Annotated in this window: 12 protein-coding genes, 5 tRNA genes, 1 rRNA gene and 1 riboswitch (1 of these 19 only partly in view); of the genes, 15 read left to right on the forward strand and 3 right to left on the reverse strand. The window is 49.3% G+C overall.

Going from position 1 to position 16,469, the window contains the following annotated elements:
• The 7 genes from ACN6MW_RS18730 to ACN6MW_RS18760 all read left to right on the forward strand — a co-directional run.
• A 23S ribosomal RNA gene (locus tag ACN6MW_RS18730) occupies window positions 1-547 on the forward strand (it extends 2,389 nt beyond the left edge of the window).
• Window positions 548-704: 157 nt separating this feature from the next.
• Window positions 705-781: transfer RNA gene (locus ACN6MW_RS18735), tRNA-Met, on the forward strand.
• Between the two features lie 40 nt (window positions 782-821).
• Window positions 822-898: transfer RNA gene (locus tag ACN6MW_RS18740), tRNA-Asp, on the forward strand.
• A gap of 30 nt (window positions 899-928) precedes the next feature.
• Window positions 929-1,003, forward strand: a tRNA-Gln gene (locus ACN6MW_RS18745).
• 32 nt (window positions 1,004-1,035) lie between these two features.
• A tRNA-Leu gene (locus ACN6MW_RS18750) sits at window positions 1,036-1,115 on the forward strand.
• Between the two features lie 458 nt (window positions 1,116-1,573).
• Window positions 1,574-1,648, forward strand: a tRNA-Gly gene (locus ACN6MW_RS18755).
• Between the two features lie 486 nt (window positions 1,649-2,134).
• On the forward strand, window positions 2,135-2,734 hold the full coding sequence (locus ACN6MW_RS18760; protein WP_419871568.1) for an AAA family ATPase: 600 nt from the start codon (window positions 2,135-2,137) through the stop codon (window positions 2,732-2,734).
• A 35-nt stretch (window positions 2,735-2,769) separates the two neighbouring features.
• Here ACN6MW_RS18760 and ACN6MW_RS18765 read toward each other — a convergent pair whose 3' ends face one another.
• The gene (locus tag ACN6MW_RS18765; protein WP_419871569.1) at window positions 2,770-4,155 is read right to left on the reverse strand and encodes a DUF5808 domain-containing protein; all 1,386 of its coding nucleotides are present in this window, start codon (window positions 4,153-4,155) and stop codon (window positions 2,770-2,772) included.
• A 10-nt stretch (window positions 4,156-4,165) separates the two neighbouring features.
• Window positions 4,166-4,561 (reverse strand): GntR family transcriptional regulator, encoded by a 396-nt coding sequence (locus tag ACN6MW_RS18770; protein WP_419871570.1) that lies wholly within the window; start codon window positions 4,559-4,561, stop codon window positions 4,166-4,168.
• Between the two features lie 196 nt (window positions 4,562-4,757).
• Between ACN6MW_RS18770 and ACN6MW_RS18775 the strand changes: the two genes are divergently transcribed.
• The 4 genes from ACN6MW_RS18775 to ACN6MW_RS18790 all read left to right on the forward strand — a co-directional run bounded on the left by ACN6MW_RS18775 (window position 4,758) and on the right by ACN6MW_RS18790 (window position 8,940).
• Window positions 4,758-5,753 carry a Gfo/Idh/MocA family protein gene (locus tag ACN6MW_RS18775; RefSeq protein WP_419871571.1) on the forward strand — a complete coding sequence of 332 codons (996 nt, stop codon included), beginning with the start codon at window positions 4,758-4,760 and terminating at the stop codon, window positions 5,751-5,753.
• A gap of 103 nt (window positions 5,754-5,856) precedes the next feature.
• On the forward strand, window positions 5,857-6,621 hold the full coding sequence (locus ACN6MW_RS18780) for an NUDIX domain-containing protein (RefSeq protein WP_419871572.1): 765 nt from the start codon (window positions 5,857-5,859) through the stop codon (window positions 6,619-6,621).
• 23 nt (window positions 6,622-6,644) lie between these two features.
• Window positions 6,645-7,454, forward strand: a complete 810-nt coding sequence (locus tag ACN6MW_RS18785) for a ribose-phosphate pyrophosphokinase (protein ID WP_419871573.1) — start codon at window positions 6,645-6,647, stop codon at window positions 7,452-7,454.
• A gap of 1 nt (window position 7,455) precedes the next feature.
• Window positions 7,456-8,940: a nicotinate phosphoribosyltransferase gene (locus ACN6MW_RS18790; protein WP_419871574.1), complete on the forward strand. Its 1,485-nt coding sequence runs from the start codon at window positions 7,456-7,458 to the stop codon at window positions 8,938-8,940.
• Between the two features lie 69 nt (window positions 8,941-9,009).
• Here ACN6MW_RS18790 and ACN6MW_RS18795 read toward each other — a convergent pair whose 3' ends face one another.
• Window positions 9,010-9,471 (reverse strand): SRPBCC family protein, encoded by a 462-nt coding sequence (locus ACN6MW_RS18795; protein ID WP_419871575.1) that lies wholly within the window; start codon window positions 9,469-9,471, stop codon window positions 9,010-9,012.
• Between the two features lie 386 nt (window positions 9,472-9,857).
• Here ACN6MW_RS18795 and ACN6MW_RS18800 point away from each other — a divergent pair, with 386 nt between their 5' ends.
• The 4 genes from ACN6MW_RS18800 to ACN6MW_RS18815 all read left to right on the forward strand — a co-directional run bounded on the left by ACN6MW_RS18800 (window position 9,858) and on the right by ACN6MW_RS18815 (window position 16,205).
• Window positions 9,858-11,276: an RtcB family protein gene (locus ACN6MW_RS18800; protein WP_419871576.1), complete on the forward strand. Its 1,419-nt coding sequence runs from the start codon at window positions 9,858-9,860 to the stop codon at window positions 11,274-11,276.
• Window positions 11,277-11,525: 249 nt separating this feature from the next.
• Window positions 11,526-12,308: a nucleotidyltransferase domain-containing protein gene (locus ACN6MW_RS18805; RefSeq protein WP_419871577.1), complete on the forward strand. Its 783-nt coding sequence runs from the start codon at window positions 11,526-11,528 to the stop codon at window positions 12,306-12,308.
• Window positions 12,309-12,348: 40 nt separating this feature from the next.
• Entirely contained in the window at window positions 12,349-13,614 is a 1,266-nt protein-coding gene (locus ACN6MW_RS18810; RefSeq protein WP_419871578.1) for a methyltransferase domain-containing protein, read from the forward strand.
• Between the two features lie 5 nt (window positions 13,615-13,619).
• Window positions 13,620-16,205 carry a metallophosphoesterase gene (locus ACN6MW_RS18815; protein WP_419871579.1) on the forward strand — a complete coding sequence of 862 codons (2,586 nt, stop codon included), beginning with the start codon at window positions 13,620-13,622 and terminating at the stop codon, window positions 16,203-16,205.
• A gap of 120 nt (window positions 16,206-16,325) precedes the next feature.
• Window positions 16,326-16,411: riboswitch (cyclic di-GMP riboswitch) on the forward strand.
• The last annotated feature ends 58 nt before the right edge of the window (window positions 16,412-16,469 follow it).

A 16,469-nucleotide genomic window follows, 5' to 3' on the forward strand; every position in this document is an offset into this window, starting at 1 on the left:
GACTGCGAGACCTACAAGTCGAGCAGGGACGAAAGTCGGGCTTAGTGATCCGGTGGTACCGAATGGAAGGGCCATCGCTCAACGGATAAAAGCTACCCTGGGGATAACAGGCTTATCTCCCCCAAGAGTCCACATCGACGGGGAGGTTTGGCACCTCGATGTCGGCTCATCGCATCCTGGGGCTGAAGTAGGTCCCAAGGGTTGGGCTGTTCGCCCATTAAAGCGGTACGCGAGCTGGGTTCAGAACGTCGTGAGACAGTTCGGTCCCTATCTGTCGCGGGCGCAGGAAATTTGAGAGGAGCTGTCCTTAGTACGAGAGGACCGGGATGGACGTACCGCTGGTGTACCAGTTGTTCCGCCAGGAGCACCGCTGGGTAGCCAAGTACGGACGGGATAAGCGCTGAAAGCATCTAAGCGTGAAGCCCCCCTCAAGATGAGATTTCCCAGTATGTAAGACCCCTTGAAGACGACGAGGTTGATAGGTTCGGGGTGGAAGCACAGCAATGTGTGTAGCTGACGAATACTAATCGGTCGAGGGCTTATCCTAAAACGTTTGCATGGACCCATACATCCGGCAGACAGCAGCTAAAAAGGTTTCAGCAAACCTGACTTTCGTATCCAGTTTTCAGGGCGCAATCTGCTAATGTTTACATTAGTAAACGTCCGACTAAGTGGCGTTTGTTCTGATTATAAGCAACAATTGACGCGGGGTGGAGCAGCCCGGTAGCTCGTCGGGCTCATAACCCGAAGGCCGCAGGTTCAAATCCTGCCCCCGCAACCAAACCTTGGTTTTACCTTCGGATTTATCCGAGCATACATATGGAGCTGTGGTGTAGTGGCCCAACATGCCTGCCTGTCACGCAGGAGACCGCGGGTTCGAATCCCGTCAGCTCCGCCATTTTAACAAAAGTGCACGAAAAATAGATGTTGGGGATTAGCCAAGCGGTAAGGCAACGGACTTTGACTCCGTCATTCTCAGGTTCGATCCCTGAATCCCCAGCCATTTTCTTTAAACGGCTGGAATTTTATAATTGCGCGCGTATGGCGGAATTGGCAGACGCACTAGACTTAGGATCTAGCGGGCGACCGTGGGGGTTCAAGTCCCTCTACGCGCATCATACGAAGAAAGAGTCCTTGCTTAGCGGGGGCTTTTTTTTATTTTTGAGGATGGGTTATGGATTTGGTTTTATTTCTTGAAGGAGTTTTTGATTTTGCTCCTCTGAGATGCAGTTACTATTGTGTGAATTGCGATATGGTATTATTTGGGGTATGATCTGATTGCGGGACAAGCTGCCATTACTGCTCGATTAGTCCGATTTATCATATGCTCATGCGTTATTAAGGAGTTATGAAGAACCGGAAAAGTAAAATCGCTGTAAAACGCATAGGGGGATAAGTGCGGGTGAGTTTCGATTTAAACAAGCTCAGCGGGTTTAATAGAAGAATTATCGCCACGTTTGTTACATGATTAAATATTATTTTTTAGAAAACACTTGTATGTTATTCGTCAAAATGTTATTATATTTCTTGTCGCCGAAATGATAGGACAAAGATTCGGTCGATAAAATGATATGCGGAAGTGGCTCAGCGGTAGAGCATCGCCTTGCCAAGGCGAGGGTCGCGGGTTCGATTCCCGTCTTCCGCTCCATTCTAACTATTCCAAACACCTTGCACTGCGAGGTGTTTTTTTGTTATGTATTTAGAGGGATAAATGTAGTATCTAGGTCAGAATACCTCCAGAAGAAGGCGCTCCAGCTGAAGGCTTATGCTGGGTCATATTTTAGAAGGAAAATATCCATCTAATTATCTTGAAAAGAATATATGATTTATAATAGATGGAATATCTCCCGTTAATTATAGGGATTTCACTCGGAAGCAGGGGTAAAAGGGTAATTAGAAGGAGTTTTTCCTGTTAATTGACTCATTATCTAGAATTACACTACATTAGCGGGAGAAATTCCATCTAATTTCAAAGATCCTAGCAAAGCGTAAATTTGAAGCTATTTGCTCCTAAGAGTGGAGAAAGACGGCGGTTACGGGATAAGAAGAAGGAGTAGCCGAGAGTTGGCGATATTAGTGGGTAACCGGTTGTACAAGTTAAGAATGAAGATAAAGCGTTGAAGGAGGAGGGTTTATGCGTAAACTTGTGTTTTTTGTAGGCGGGGCAGGTGCGGGCAAGACTACGCTTGCGAAGGCTTTAGCGAGGAAACGGGGCGTTGCCGTAATCGACATGGATACGGTGCTGCGGCCGGCAGCGGAGGCGCTCATGACGCAGGCTGGACTGGATCCAACCGACCGGGATTCCAGCAGCTACAAAGCGTTATGCCGTGATCTGGGTTATCGCATTACGATGGATGCGGCGCTTGAGAATATTGCAAATGGCGGGGAAATCTTTGTGATTGGGCCGTTTACAAAAGAAACGGAGACCCCGGATTGGATCGAGCATGAGCTCTCATCAATAGGGGCCTCCTTATCGGATGTCGAGATAAAAGTCGTATTCGTTTATCTCCAGGACGAGCAGCTCCACTACGAGCGGATCAAGCACAGGGGATTGATTCTCGATCAGCACAAGCTGGATAACTGGAGCGAGTTCAGCCAATCCTCGCTAGCGAAGCGAGAACTCAAGTGGCGCATTCCAGCGGCATCCGTGCTTTATTTTGACAACTCCCAAAACCTAAACGAGCAATCGCTGGAAACGCTTGAGCATTTCGTATATGGCGCCAGCTCCTCTTAGCTTGCAGTGCTATGGCGTTCTTCTAGTTCGCAGCATTATGGAGTCAGGCGTGACTTGAGCTCGTTAAAGAGCGCTTCCGTCTTGGCTGCGTCTTTGTCATTGTATACGACGATTTTGTCTTCTAATTGGATGAAAATGTAGGGCGGCGAATTTTTGAATACATACAGCTTGGCGGCTCCCAGTTTCTCTAAGGAGAAATTGCCCCGAGCATATTCCGCCGTCGCCGTGCCATTCGTCCTGAAGCCGCTCGGCAGCTCCTCCTCCAGCGTAATTTCTTTTACGTCGCTCAGATTGAAGCTGTAATCATACAAAGGATAGTCAATCGATACGATTCCGCTGTCCGCAATGGTCAGAGCAGGCGATGTGTGATCAGACTGGACGGCAAATGCGGCAAGCGGAAGGATGATAAGAAGCGCCAACGCCATTCCGCCGTATTGAATCCATTTGCCGCCACGCGTGGCCATATTCAGAGTCGTACCGATGCCCACGCGTTTGGGGACCATTACGGATTTATCATCCGGGTTGTAATAAGTGGAGCCATTAATCCAGTAGCCGTCATCATCGCTGGGAACAGCCTCCCCGTCAGTCGCTGCCAGGCTTTCCTCCAGGGCGCGTATCTTGTTATGGACATAGAAGATGCAGCCGAGCGGGACTAGCGATACCATCACTATGCCAATCATCCACTGCGTGAAGCTAAACGAGCTTACATTAGTCAAAATCAGATAGGCGACATAAGCGTTGATGCTCTCGAAAATGGCGAGAATCGGCCAAAGCATCGACCAGTAGCGCCGTGCTGCGCGGTTAATCGCGGCATTGATATCGTGATTTTCGCTGTAAACCTTTGTTTTCATATTGCCGAAGGCAGCGTAAATGACGTACAGGACGACGGTCATCGCAAGCGAAGCGATCCCGGTCATTTTTAAGAGAGTATCTTTGTTCTGAAAGGATACAAGAATGGGGACGATGGATAGCAGAGCGGGAATAAGAAACCAGTATGGCGATACGATCATCGCTTTTTTTAGCTGCGTGACCTTGGTATCGATTCGAATCATTCGTTTCTCGCCAACGAACCATTCGTTTTCCCGTTTTAGCGCGGCGGCTTTATAATGGATGCTGTTGAAGGGGAGCTTTGACGTGTAAAGAAATGCGGCAAACCAAATGATCATATAAATTAGCGATAATGAGAAATAATGGCCGAGAAAGAAAAACGGCGCCAAGGATAGCAGCATGGCGGATCCGTAGATGGTATATGATTTTTTATATTCGGCTTGAAGCTGCTTCATCGCTTCATCCTCTAAGGCATGCGAAGGAAGCGTGACGCCAAATAAAATTTGATTGCTTGGCACGGCTTGCTTTAGAAACAGGACAAGAATACTGATATAAGCAATTACGGCTGGAATAACGAAATAAAAATTGTTCATAAAAAGTCTCCTATTCTATTAGGGGATGATTTTTGCTGGCTGCGGTTGTAAAGATATTCGAGCAAATTTGCATAAACTCCTCTTGCCCGACTCCCTTAAGGCTGGCCTCCGAAATGACAAGCTCTAATTCGCGTTCGAGCTTGCTGTTGAAGCCGGCCTGCTTGTTCCATACGGTACAAACCTTTGCGCCGCGCCGCCTGTCAATGGATATGTAACCCTCGGCTTTCAAAATGGCATACGCTTTGTTTACCGTCATGGCATTGACGCCCAGATCATCTGCGAGCTGCCTGACCGTAGGCAGCCTTTCGCCATAATCGAGCCCGCCTACGCCAATTCCGATGACAATTTGGTTGCGGAGTTGTACGTAGATCGGTATGTCAGAGTTGAAATCAAGCTTCAAAATCATCGGATCACCCCTTGCAACAAAGTATTATTTGTATTGCAAATACTAATACAAAAGAACCGGCAAGTCAAAAATAGAGGCGCCAGCCTTTGGACAGGCTGTCCCTGGGATGGCTATAATAAGCAGAAGCGGATTTTATATCCTAACCATTTATGAGATTAAATCTTTATCCAATAAAATTGTTCAAGGAGAGAAAACAATGATTAAATTTGGCGTTATCGGAACGAACTGGATTACGGAAGCTTTTATCGACGCAGCGCGTGAAGTCGAGGATTTCGCTCTAACGGCTGTGTATTCCCGTTCGGAGGAAACGGCAGCTGCTTTCGCGGCGAAGCATCAGATCGCAGCATCGTTTACGGACGTGGCAGAAATGGCGGCCAGCGGCCAAATTGACGCCGTTTATATCGCAAGCCCTAACTCCTTCCATGCGGGGCACGCGATTACTTGCATGAAGCACGGCGTTCATGTGCTCTGCGAGAAGCCGATCGCTTCGAACGCGCATGAAATGCGCCAGATGATTGCGGCGGCCAAAGAAAATAGCGTACTGCTGATGGAGGCGCTGAAGTCGACGTTTCTTCCCGGTTTCAAGGCCGTGCAGCAGAATCTGGATAAGCTGGGAGAGGTGCGGCGCTATTTTGCAAGCTACTGCCAATATTCCTCCAGATACGATGCTTACAAGGCGGGTAACGTCCTTAATGCTTTTAACCCGGTGTTCTCGAATGGGGCGCTGATGGATCTTGGCATTTATTGCTTGTACCCGCTTGTAGCCTTATTCGGCAAGCCGGATGTTGTTAAAGCTACCGGCGTGATGCTGGAATCGGGCGTGGACGGAGAGGGCAGCATCGTGCTGCAATATGCCAGCATGGATGCCGTCGTCATGTACTCGAAGATCACCCATTCCTCGCTGCCATCCGAGATTCAAGGGGAGAGCGGAAGCATTGTGATTGATAAAATCAGCGAGGCAGGAAAGGTAGAAATCCAATATCGCAACGGAACATCCGAGGATATTTCCAAGCCGACAAACCCTAAGTCCATGTACTATGAGGCTAAGGAATTTATGGAGCTGATTAAAGCCGGCCAAACCGAATCCTCCGTCAATACATATGAGAATTCGTTGATCACGCTGGAGATTATGGATGAGGCAAGAAAGCAGATCGGCCTTGTATATCCTGCGGATAAAATAGAATCCAAATGATGAGCGGCCTATTTTTGGAAAAAGGCATTGACAATGCTTTTCAATAATGTCATTATGATAATATCAAATCGAAACAATAACCTTGATCAGGAGAGCGGCAATCATGGTCGAAAATGAATCCAATTATTCCGCAAGCCGTTACCGCACGCCGGATGGTGCGCCGGCAGATATCGTCATCTTTACAATCGTTTCGACGGAAAAGCTGTCAACGAAGAAGGCATTGCCCACCCGCGAGCTGCGCGTGATGCTGGTTCAGCGGAACATATGGCCCTACGAAGGGAAATGGGCGCTGCCGGGAGGCTTTACCAAGGAGAACGAGACCGTATACGAATGCGCGGCACGCGAGCTGCAGGAAGAGACCGCGGTCGATAACGTTCACATTGAATATTTTAATGTGTACAGCGCACCTGGACGTGACCCGCGAGGCTGGATTATCTCGCATGCTTTTCTGGCGCTCGTTAATGAACGGGCGTTAGCGCATAGGGCAGCGGCGGTTGATGCCTCGGATGTGCGGTTGTTCACGGTCGAGGAAGCTTTGCAGATGGACCTTGCCTTCGACCATAAGCAAATATTGAGCGATGCGCTGCAAGGCATTCGCAAGAAGATGCTTACCACGACCATCGCTAAGGAATTTTTGCCGGAGGACTTTACGCTAAGCGAGCTGTATCAGGTGATTCAGACGGTTGTTCCGGATTTCGAGGAGCCGAACTTTATCCGCAAGCTTACGTCAACGAAAAGCCGCAGCACGATTATCGAGGAAGCAACAGATGAGCACGGATTGCCTAAGCAATCCAAGCAGTACTCGCAGCGGGCAGCGCAATTGTACCGTTTTACGAAGGAAGAGCCCCAGTTGTCTATCTACAGCTGAAGGCTTACGAGGAGAGTGACGGCATGCTGAAGTTTAATGGAGTGGAGCTTGGCTTGAAGCAGTTTCCCAACGGGGAGACGCTCATTAACGGAGATGAGATTCTTACGCATATGGCGGATTTCAACACTATCGCATGGAAGTACGAGAATGACGGAGATCTTGTGAAGCTCATGTTCGTTAAGAGCTATCTCGATGACCGGAGAGTCAAATGTACGTTAACCGTCTATTATTTGCCTTACAGCCGAATGGACCGAGTGGAAGGGACATCCGCATTTACGTTAAAATATACGGCTGCTTTCCTTAACAGCCTAAACTTCGAATCCGTCACGATTATTGAGCCGCATTCGGATGTGTCGCTTGCGCTGATCGACCGCAGCATCGGGAAATATCCGACGATCCAGCTGCTTGAGCGGGTTGCAGCAGAGGTAGGTTTCCAGGCGGAGCAGGATTATCTGTTCTTTCCGGATGCCGGGGCGCAGAAGCGGTACAGCAAGGTGCAGGGCTATAAGCAATTGGTAGGCTTTAAGGCGAGAGACTTCCAGACGGGGCAAATCAAGAGCCTTGAGGTAGTTGGAAATGTAGAGCGTACGGGCTTCAAAGCAATCATCGTGGATGATCTTTGCTCTTATGGCGGAACGTTTATGCTTAGCGCGGAGAAGCTGAAGGAGATCGGCGCTTCGCAAATCTATTTGCTGGTCGGGCATTGCGAGAATTCGATTTATAAAGGGAAAATATTAGAATCCGATCTTATCGATAAAGTCTATACGACCGACACCATCCTCAGTCAAGCCGGGCATGAAAAAATTCACGTATATGAAATGGGAGGCCTTTAAAATGACTCAAACCTTCGTTTATCCCGCAACGCTGCTATGTGATTTTTACAAGGTGAGCCACAAAAACCAATATCCGAAAGGAACCGAGCTCGTATACTCGACTTGGACTGCGCGTACCAGCCGATTGGAAGGCATAAACGAGATTGTGGCATTCGGCTTCCAATCGTTTATTAAACAATATTTGATTGCTTATTTTAACGAGCATTTCTTTGCCAGACCGAAAGATGAGGTTGCCGCCGAATACAAAAGGCTTATCCGGCATGCGCTTGGCGAGGCGGAGCCCGATGCTTCGCATATCGAGGAGCTGCATACGCTTGGTTACCTGCCGATCAGGATCAAAGCGATAAAGGAAGGCGCATTAGTGCCCGTAAGAGTACCGATGCTGACCATCGAGAATACGAAACCGGAGTTTTTCTGGCTGACGAACTATTTGGAGACGTTGATGTCGTGCCAGCTGTGGATGCCGGCTACGAGTGCGACGCTTGCATTCGAATACCGCAAAATACTGGAGGCCTACGCGCTTAAAACAAATGGAGACAGTGCGGGAGTTCCGTTTCAAGGCCATGATTTCTCGATGCGGGGCATGGGCGCGCTCGAGTCGGCGCTCGGCAGCAGCGCGGGGCATCTGCTTTCGTTTACGGGAACCGACACGATACCAGCCATTTTCTATTTGGAAAATTATTATAACGCCAATATCGAGACGGAATTGGTCGGTACGTCGATCCCGGCAACGGAGCACAGCGTGATGTGCGCGCACGGCCGTGACGAGATGGCATCGTATCGTTATTTGATCAAAGAGGTATATCCTAGCGGCTTCGTCTCGATCGTCTCGGATACGTGGGATCTATGGAGCGTGCTGGATGTGGTTATCCGCGGCTTAAAAGAAGATATTATGAGCAGGGACGGCAAGGTGGTCATTCGTCCGGACAGCGGAGATCCGGTCAAAATCATATGCGGAGACCCGGACGGGGAGAGCGAATTCGAGCGCATGGGCGTGATCGAAATCCTCTGGGATATTTTTGGAGGCACGGTCACCGAAAAGGGCTACAAGCAGCTCGACAGCCACATTGGAGCGATTTATGGCGATGCGATTACGATTTCGCGCTGCAGCGAAATTTGCGAAAGGCTGGCTGCCAAAGGCTTTGCTTCGACGAATATGGTATTCGGAATCGGTTCGTTTACCTACCAGTACAACACGCGCGATACGTTTGGCTTTGCTTTGAAATCGACGTTTACCATCGTGGAAGGCGAGGAGCGCAAAATCTTTAAGGATCCCATAACCGACAACGGCGTGAAAAAGTCGCAAACGGGCCTGGTTCTTGTTACCGAGCAGGACGGAAAACTTGGTTATACCGATAATCTAAGCGTTGCGGAGTATGAGGCGCGCAAAGCGGAGGATCTGCTGGAGGTTGTGTTTGAAGATGGGAAGCTGGTTCGGGATTTGAAGCTGGCTGAAGTAAGAGCGAACTTATTGGCTCATTTATAATAAACAATCGTGAAAACAGGTGCAGCCAGGGACTTGTAAATAGTCTCTGGCTGCACCTGTTTTATATTCTTAACGTTTAACGTGGGCGTCCGGTGCCTTATCGTATACGAGATTCAAGAGGATGCCATGCTCAAGAAGCGCTTTTAATCCGCAGAGCACCATCGTGAAGCCGCCCATCGCATCAACGGCCTGCTCGGCCTTTTGATCCGCATCTCCGGCAAACCCCGAACTTGTGATCGTGACGAAGGTTTCATTGTCTGCCCGGGAAGTGAAGATCCACTCGACCGTGTAGCCGAAGTCAATGAGTATGCGCTTGTTTTCTTCGATCTCTTTGACAGCGATGTCCGCGGCAGCGCCGTACATTTCCCATTCCCAGTGGACCGTTTTTCCGGGTTCCAGTACTCCGCTGCCTTTGGTAAACCAGAATTTCGATGTGATCGCGGGATCGATAAAAGCCTGAAAAACCTCTTCGACCGGTTTTCTAATCAGCATTTCCGCTTTTGCAATCGGCTCATTCGTGAGAGCTACCATGATCATTTCTCCTTTTATCGTAGGGGTTTCCTTAAATCATAGCATACTTTTCATTGCAAATAGGATGGGCCGCACGGCACGGCGCAGGCGGCTGCTGAATTTGGGATTTTTATAAAGTGGTTGACAGATGTTGGTTATTGGGATTATTATGATGTAAATCAAATGAAGGGAGGCCGATGACAATGCATGAACAAAACTTAGAATTATACGCAGCTTTATATAGCAAGTCCATTTCATCGGCCTCTGCGGGGCCTATGACTGTTTTCTAATCGTTAGCAAGCCGTATGCGCTGCAAGGGTTAGGGAATAAAGGCGCAAGCAAAGCCATGGACATCTTGAGGTCCATGGCTTTTTTGTGTTCATTTGATCATGAGGAGATTACCGTTTATGAAAGAAAATTTTTACCAAAAAGTACAGCTGCCAGCAGGGCAGGTACATGTGTATGCAGGACCGGAGCTATTCGCGTCCTTGGACTATAAAGTGTTTGAAATGGCGAACAACAATTTGCAAATTCCGAAGCAGGTCTATATGAGCTATACGCCGGATGTGCATGTGGGCTTAGGGACCTGCATTGGCACTACCGCGGTGTGGAATGCCGCTGACGGCTTCGTATCCCCATCGATCGTTGGCAGCGATATTGGCTGCGGGATGCGCGTTCAGCTTACGAGCCTCCATAAAGATGACCTGAAGGAGGTTAAGCTGCGGCGGAAGTTCGTTCGGGCGATCGAGAAGTACCTGCCTGCCGAAGAGCATGCGAGAGGCCATTTCTCCGACATTCGTCTGGAGCATGTTGTGAAGAAGGGGCTGCACGGCCTGCCGAAAAAATATATTCCGGATGCTTATACGCCGCGCAAAGCGACCTCGCTCACGCATGTGGAGAGCAGCCAGTTTTATTTTGACGACGAGGTGCTGGATAAGTTTCCGGAGATGGTTTGGCATCGCGCGCATCGCCAGCTTGGCACGCTGGGCGGCGGCAATCATTTCGTGGAAATACAAGCGATCGAGATTGCTGAAGAAAACCGGGAAATGGCTGAGGCTTGGGGCTTATACGACGGCCAGGTCGTGATTATGATTCATTCCGGCTCCCGGGCTTGGGGCGGGGCGGTCAGCCAATATTGCGGCACCGATATTGCAAAAATGATGCGGCAAGAGGGCCTCGGAACGGCTGATCCGAAGCTGCTGTATGCGCCGCTCTCGCATCCGCTCGGCCAGAACTACGTGAATTTGATGTACTCCGCGCTAAATTACGCGGTCGTGAACCGCCACTTGATTGCTTATGCCGTCCGAGAAGCCGGAAAGGACCTATTCGGCCCGAAATTCGAGCTGCGTACGCTGTATGATCTTATGCATAACTATGCATGGGAGGAGAAGCAGGATGGGCATTCCTATTTCGTTCACCGCAAAGGGGCGACAAGGGCGCTTCCGGCAGGGCATCCGGATAACCCGGAGCCTTACCTTAGCACGGGCCATCCGGCGCTTATTCCCGGCTCGATGGGAACCGCGTCGTATATTATGGTCGGCAGCCCGGAAGGGAAAGCGAATCATTATTCGATCTGTCACGGAGCGGGAAGAATCCGTTCGCGGAATGCGACGAAGCAGCTGGTTTCGGTAGAAGAGGCTGCGGCGGCGATGCGCGTAGGAACGGATGATGAAATCGTCGTGAACCAGCGCTCGATGGAGTCTCTGGTTGATGAATCGCCTATGGCCTACAAGGATGTAGATCAAATCATCGAAAGCGTCGTTGGAGCAGGACTTGCGCAGGTTGTTGCCAAATGCAAGCCGCTGGCTGCAGTTAAAGGAACTTAAAATAAAGGAACAAAGGGGGTCCGGGGAGAATGGTAAATCAATATCTAGAAGAAAAGGTATTTTTTGAAAATAGCCAATTAAACCATTTACGTCTCCAAAAAGAAAATAGCTGTACCCATCGGACCCGTTGTTTGACGTAAGGGGAGCCATGCGCTGCGATCATGTGAGCGGATGCGCTGATTTTCCTTATTTCAAGACCATGGACGAATAGTCCATGGTCTTTTTTTGTGAAAGAAAGGAGCTGGTAAAATGAACAAAATACATACGGATATTTTAATGGAGCTGCATAAGATCGAGCAGGAGGAGCAGGTCCGGATTGTTTATGCATGCGAATCAGGCAGCAGGGCATGGGGCTTTCCTTCCAAGGACAGCGATTACGATGTCCGGTTTATCTACGTCAGGCCGGTCGAATGGTATTTATCCATTTTTGATAAAAGAGACGTCATCGAGCGTCCGATCAGCAATCTGCTGGATATTAACGGCTGGGACCTGAGAAAAGCGCTTCTATTGTTCCGCAAATCCAATCCCCCGCTGCTGGAATGGCTGCAATCGCCGATTCCGTATTACACCAAATACACGGTGGCCGCGCAAATCCGCGGAATCTCCCCGCTCACTTTCTCGCCTAAGTCATGCATGTACCATTACCTCAATATGGCAAAGGGAAATTACAGGGATTACTTGCAGGGCGAGCATGTGAAAATTAAAAAATACTTTTACGTGCTGAGGCCGATCCTGGCCTGCGGATGGATTGAGACTTACAATACGATGCCGCCGATCGAATTTGACCATTTAATGGATGCGCTCATCCCGAGAGGAAGTGTGCTTAGGGCCACGGTTGAACTGCTTTTGCGACGCAAGAAGGCAGGGGAGGAGCTCGATTATGAGCCAAGGCTTTACGCCATTAACGACTATTTGGAGGAGCGGATGGCTCATTTCGAACAGACGGCCTCTGCGCTAAGACAAGGCGAGGGAACGCGGGACGAACAGCTCGACGAGCTGTTCCGCAGCGCGTTAAACGAAGTATGGCGTTAAAGATTCAGGTTGTTAATTTAGAGGCAAGGGGAAGGTCAGAATGGCTATCGTGCAATTGAAATCGACGAATCCGAGCTTTTCGTTCGTCATTAGAAAAAATCCGCAAACCGGCATGCTGCTGCGCGCCGTCCGCAAAGGGATGGCTTACGGCTGGTATTCGGATGAAGCAACGTTCAATGTTTATTTTAAGGACGCTGACAATGAGGTTTCTTACAAGCAGCATAGAGAGGATCAATTCGAATATCTCAATGTGTCAAGGTACAACACGCCGCTCTTCGTACTGGGAGCGATCAATGAATTTTTTGCGTCGCCGCTCAAGGCGCAGCATACCAGTGACACGGAGGAATATGAGCATACCTTTTACATTAATATGATTCATATCCAGCTGCTTCGGTATATTGATTTTTTCGGGAAGCATCTGACGGATTATACGTTTGAAGCGGTGCATCAAGTGCACAAAAGCTATTCGCTCACGATAAAAACGCGGAAATCGCTGTATGAGCTTATGCATGTCGTCAGCGTGCTGTGCTTGTTCCTATCCATGTTCAGCGACGAATATATTGATATTTCCGATGATATTTTGATCAAATACGTGAAGAGCATTCAAATTATCGATGCGCCTTTCTATATTCGCAGCTTGTTTTCCCGCAACTTCCTGGCTTCGAGAGAGCGATTCAAGAAGTATAAGGAAGAGCTGGAGCGGACGGACCGTTACGCCATCCAGCTTGCCTTCGGGGGAACGGCGCAGCAGCGGAGAAGCTATATCGGAAGTGTGCTCCCGTTCGATAAATCGATCGTGGACGTCGGCTGCGGCGAGGGTTTTTATGCGATTCCGTTCGCTTCCAAGATCGATGCCAGCTACTATGCGATCGATATTGAGGAGCCATTGCTCGAGATCGTGCAGCGGAAGGCGAAAGCGAAGGAGCTGGACAACATCGCGACCTTCCCTTCCATCGACCGCTTTCTGGAGGCGTACAACGGGGAACAGGTGGATGTTGTATTGACCGAGGTGATTGAGCACATGAGCCTCGAGGAAGCGGGATCGCTTATCCGGCAAATTTGCGAGCATATCGACTTCGACTATTTTGTGCTAACTACTCCCAATGCGGAATTTAATGCTTATTACGAGCTAACCGATTTCCGGCATGATGATCATAAATGGGAGCTCGGAAGAACGGCATTTCAGGAATGGCTGCTTGAAGAGGTTAAAGCGCAAAACGTAGTATGCGACTTTGTTGCGGTCGGTGACGGCGTAAACGGCGTTCAAACGACGCAGGGCGCGATATTGAGGAAATGGAGGGAATAGCCGAAATGGAGATAAGAACGAGAGTCCATACGATTTTTATGCTGATTGGCTCGACGGAATGCGGGAAGACGACATTTGCGAACGAGGTTCTGATGCCGCAGCTGCGGTTTCGCGATGAGCTTAAAGGCGTGAATGCCAATGTGCAGTACATTTCCTCTGACAGCATCCGGCAGGAGCTGCTGGGCGCTGCTTACGATAAATACGATCAAGTAATGCTTGAGGCGAGCGAGCAGGCTTTCCGGCTTTTGTTCGAGAAGCTGCGCCTCGTGACGACCTATCCGGTCAATGCCGAGTTTGTCGTGGTCGATACGACGGGCTTGGCGGACAATTTCCGGGCGAAGGTGCGGGAGATCGCAAAGGATAACAACTATAACCTTGAGGTTATTTTGTTCGACTACCGGAAGCGGGATGATTATTATGCGTCGGAGCGCTCGAAGAAGCTGATTACGAGCCATATTAACCGATTGCGCAAGGAAGTGCTGGGCGCGCTCTCCGGGGAAAAGTACGGCAAGATCCATAAAGTGCGCGCCAAGGATTTTTATTCGCCTATTGAAAAGCAAGCAAATGCGGAGTACAAGGTTATCATCGAGGATGCTGACGATTATTTGAGCGCTATTTTGCCGCTTGACCAGAAGACGATTATCGTAGGCGACGTCCATGAATGCGTGGATGAGCTGAAGGCTCTGCTCATTAGCTGCGGCTTTCAAATAGAAGGCAATCAGCTGCTTGAAACGGGAAAGGTAAGCGGTGCGAAAATTTTGCTGGTCGGCGATTGGATTGACAAGGGGAACCGCACGCGGGAAATCATTGATTTCCTTTATGAGAACAAGGATCAATTTTTGTTCGTGTTAGGCAACCACGAAAACTTCGTATACAAGTATCTGCGCGGTGAGATTAAAGGAGTCGAGGAGGAGCTGCTGCACGCGTACTTCGATTCAACGGAGGTGCTTAAAGCGGATGAGGAGCTGCTTCGGCGATTCAATCATCTCGTCTCGCTTTCCAAGCCCTTTTACCGATCGGTGGGCAAAAGAGGGCCGTCCTTCTATGTCACCCATGCGCCCTGCGAGAACAAGTACATCGGCAAGCTGGACGTGAACTCGGTCAGGCATCAGCGGAATTTCCGGATCGATCGCTCGGCTCCGCTAGAGGAGCAGCTCCTATTCCTGAAACAAGACGCGGCAGCGAACCAGCCTTATCATGTATTTGGCCATATTGCAGCCAAAAACGCTTTTCGGATTAAAAATAAAATCCATTTGGATTCCGGCGCAGTGCACGGCAACCTGCTGACCGCGGTCATGCTTGCGGCGAAGCCGTTTTTCAAATCGCAAAAATCGGCGCATAAGGCGATGGATGACGAGCTGCTCACGCTCTTTAAGGATGAGCGCAAGGTATCGGTGCAGGAGCTGGATGATGACTCGGCCCGCAGGCTGCTTTACAGCTCAAACCATAAGATCAACTTTATATCCGGTACGATGTCGCCGGCGGATAAGGACGAAGCGGCCAGGGAGCTCGAGTCGCTGCAAAAAGGGCTGGACTATTTTGCGGAGCGCGGCGTGAAGGAGGTAGTACTTCAGCCGAAATACATGGGTTCCAGATGCAATATTTATTTGCATGCCGACGCAGACCGGTGTTTTGCGGTAAGCCGCAACGGGTACAAAGTCAGTAAGGTCGACCTGTCGGACATTTACGCGGGTCTGCTGCAAAGATTCGGAAATTATATGAAGGAAAACGACATCACGATGCTGCTCCTTGACGGAGAACTGCTGCCTTGGCAGGCGCTTGGCGAAGGACTAATCGACCGCCAGTTCAAGCCGATTGAGAAGGCGCTCGAAACCGAGCTGGGCTTTCTAACGGCGAACGGGTTCGAAGAAGCATTCACGAAGCTTGCGCAGGAATATAAGTCCAGCGGTTTCGAGAAGGACCAGTTCCATCTCAGCAAGGCGGCCATGAATGAAAAATACGGCCAGACCGTCTATCAAAACTACAAGCATGTCCATGAGCTGTTGGAGAAGCATATGCCGCTGGATGAGCATTTAAAGGCATATGAAACCTACAAGAAGCAGCTGGAGCTTTACGCCGAACCCGGGGAGTTGGAATACAAACCTTTTTCATTGCTCAAAATCGTCTATGCGGACGGAAGGGAAACGCTCCCGGATGGGAAGACATCGGATATGTACCGTTTCCTCTCGGATGATTCTTTCATCACGCTCACGCTGTCCGATCCCGAAAGCGGCAAGCAGGCGGAGAAGTATTTCCAAACGCTAACGGTAGAAAAACATATGGAAGGTGTCGTCATTAAGCCCGAGATGCCCGAGCCTTATACGGTTCCTTATATGAAGGTACGTAACAAGGACTACATGTCGATTATATACGGCTATGATTATCGCTTTCCGCATAAGTACAATAAGCTGATCAAGCAGAAGAGCATTACGATGAAGCTCCGCACATCCTTAAATGAATACAGGCTGGGGCAGAGCATGCTCGCGGTTCCGTTCGCGGATATTGCACCGAGTCATGAAGGTTATACGTCTGCCGCAGCTAATCTCTTGTTCGAGGTTGCGAAAGAGAAAGAAATCGACCCGCGCCTTTAAAAATAATCGACCTAATAGACCTCCCTAACCGGGAGGTTTCTTTGACAAGAAGCTTTAATAGCAAAAAATTAGCTATGGAATATCTCCGTATTATATGGAATACTTATATAAGAAAAAAGTCCTAGTAAATAGCAAAGTTATCGAAAGATAATGACGCAAAGCCAACAGACCTAAAGGAAACGTCCAAAGGTGGCTGGGTTGCCAAAAGGATGAGTGATTATTAATATCCTCCTCCGCAACACAACAGGTTACCGCATACGTTAT

This window comes from Pristimantibacillus sp. PTI5 (genome assembly GCF_048572955.1).
In the GTDB taxonomy this organism is placed as follows: Bacteria; Bacillota; Bacilli; order Paenibacillales; family Paenibacillaceae; genus Pristimantibacillus.